Source organism: Stenotrophomonas sp. 05L44_2, assembly GCF_056665995.1.
Genome location: NZ_JBFTNR010000677.1, coordinates 1 through 2,267, shown reverse-complemented (window position 1 = coordinate 2,267; position 2,267 = coordinate 1). Strand labels below are relative to the sequence as shown.

The window sequence follows — 2,267 nt, the reverse complement described above, 5'->3', positions numbered from 1 at the left end:
GATCGCGCAGGGCGTAATCCATCACCGCGTCGCCGCGCAGCTTCAACCGCGCCCACAGCGCGCGGCCTTCATCGGTCAATACGATCTGCAGTGCACGCCGGTCCTGCGCATGCGGCTCGCGGCGCACGCAACCGAGCGCTTCCAGCTTGTCCAGCAGGCGGGTGACCGCGCTGGGCACCTGGTCGATGGCCTGGGCCAGCTCGTTGGCCGTGCACGGCGCCATGTTCGAGAGCACCTTCAGCCCGATGTAGTGGGTGAAGCCGATGCCGAGGTCTTCTTCGGCCATGGACGCGTCGAGCTGACGGACCAGGCCGTCGCGCACCTGGCGCAGCAGCAGGCCGAAGCTGGGGGGAGTGGTTGCAGGACAGATCATGGGGGAGCATTCTCTTCCAAAAAAAATATTTCTCAATGGAAATATTCGATCTGGCATCAAATGCTGTGTTGCAGCAGTGGGCTGGATCAGGTGAAGGCGCCACCTTAATGGCGCCCCCAACTGGCCCGGTAGTACAATCCAGCCAATGAATGTCACATTCAAGCCACCCCCGGCCCACGTGAAGGCGGGCGAACCCGGCCCTGCCACCCTGCTGCGCGAAGAAGCACTGGATTGGTTCGAGCGCAATGACGGCCCGCCGGTCATCGCCTTCCGCTTCGACAGCCCGCAGGGGCTGGCCCGCGAAGTGGACTGGCATCACCACGTCCGCGCGCAGCTGATCTGCGTCGAACGCGGCCTGYTGACCACCCGCACCTCGCATGGCACCTGGTCGCTGGCGCCAGGCTCGGCGGGCTGGATGCCGCCGGCCGAGCCGCATACGGTCCACATCGATGGCCCCCTGCGCGGCTGGGGCATGGTGCTGGCCGCACCGCTGTGCGCCGAACTGCCCGCCGACCCATGCGTGCTGGGCATCTCGCGGTTGGCGCAGGCAGTGGCCGAACGCATCTGTGACTGGCCGCAGGACTACGAAAGCACCAGCGAACGGCAGYACATCATCAACGTTCTGCTGGACGAGATACGCGCCGCGCCGCGCCAGCGCATGCACCTGCCGATGCCGCGCGACCGGCGCCTGCTGAAGATCGCCTCGCAGCTGCTGGCCGACCCGGCCGACGAGCGCGGCCTGGCGCAGTGGGCGCATTGGGCCGGCCTGTCGCCGCGCAGCCTGACCCGCCATTTCCGCGACGAGACCACCCTGAGCTTTGCGCAATGGCGCCAGCAGGCGCGGCTGGCCGAGGCGCTGCGGCAGCTCAGCGAGGGCCGCAGCGTGGCTGACATCGCCCACGCACTGGGCTTCAGCAGCGCCAGCGCCTTCGTCACCGTGTTCCGGCGACACTTCGGGCTACCGCCCGGACGCTACCTGGCACGGGCCGGCCACGGCCTGGAACCGGGCCTTGACCCTGCACGCGGCTTGGCATCCCCCGCCGCATCCGGATAATCACTGGATTGAGAGCGGCGACCGCCGTCACCGCCTCCCGACATAGGTAACAACGCCGCATGACCGATCTTGCCCGCCCCGTGTTCCACGGTTTCGAACAACTGCCGCTGCGCGAGTACGCCGAACGCGCCTACCTCGACTACTCGATGTACGTGGTCCTGGATCGCGCCCTGCCGTTCATTGGCGACGGCCTGAAGCCCGTGCAGCGCCGCATCATCTATTCGATGAGCGAGCTGGGCCTGAATGCCGCGTCCAAGCCGAAGAAGTCCGCACGCACCGTCGGTGACGTCATCGGTAAATACCACCCGCATGGCGACAGCGCGTGCTACGAAGCGCTGGTGCTGATGGCACAGCCGTTCTCGTACCGTTATCCGCTGATCGAAGGCCAGGGCAACTTCGGTTCCAGCGACGACCCGAAGTCGTTCGCGGCGATGCGTTACACCGAATCCAAGCTGACCCCGATCGCCGAAGTACTGCTGGGCGAACTGGGCCAGGGCACCACCGACTGGGCACCGAACTTCGACGGCACCCTGCAGGAACCGACCTGGATGCCGGCACGCCTGCCGCATCTGCTGCTGAACGGCACCACCGGCATCGCCGTGGGSATGGCCACCGAYGTKCCGCCGCACAACCTCAACGAGATCGTCAGCGCGCTGCTGCACCTGCTGGACGATCCGGATGCCAGCGTGCGCGACCTGTGCGAGCACGTGAAGGGTCCGGATTATCCGTCCAACGCCGAGATCATCACCCCGGCCAACGATCTGCGGAACATGTACGAGACCGGCAACGGCAGCGTGCGTGCGCGTGCCACCTACATCAAGGAAGCGCACAACGTGGTGG

The 2,267-nt window shown here is 66.5% G+C and carries 3 protein-coding genes; 2 read left to right on the top strand and 1 reads right to left on the bottom strand.

The window, feature by feature from the left end; translation table 11 throughout:
- Nucleotides 1–373: multidrug efflux system transcriptional regulator EmrR (emrR, locus tag AC1VAN_RS19145; protein WP_480986474.1), on the bottom strand; the 373-nt coding region annotated here is incomplete at its 3' end.
- Between the two features lie 145 nt (nucleotides 374–518).
- Here emrR and AC1VAN_RS19140 point away from each other — a divergent pair.
- Both AC1VAN_RS19140 and AC1VAN_RS19135 read left to right on the top strand, forming a co-directional pair.
- Complete coding sequence (locus tag AC1VAN_RS19140) at nucleotides 519–1,427, top strand: helix-turn-helix domain-containing protein (RefSeq protein ID WP_480986473.1); 909 nt, start codon at nucleotides 519–521, stop codon at nucleotides 1,425–1,427.
- A gap of 59 nt (nucleotides 1,428–1,486) precedes the next feature.
- Nucleotides 1,487–2,267: DNA gyrase subunit A (locus tag AC1VAN_RS19135; RefSeq protein ID WP_480986472.1), on the top strand; the 781-nt coding region annotated here is incomplete at its 3' end.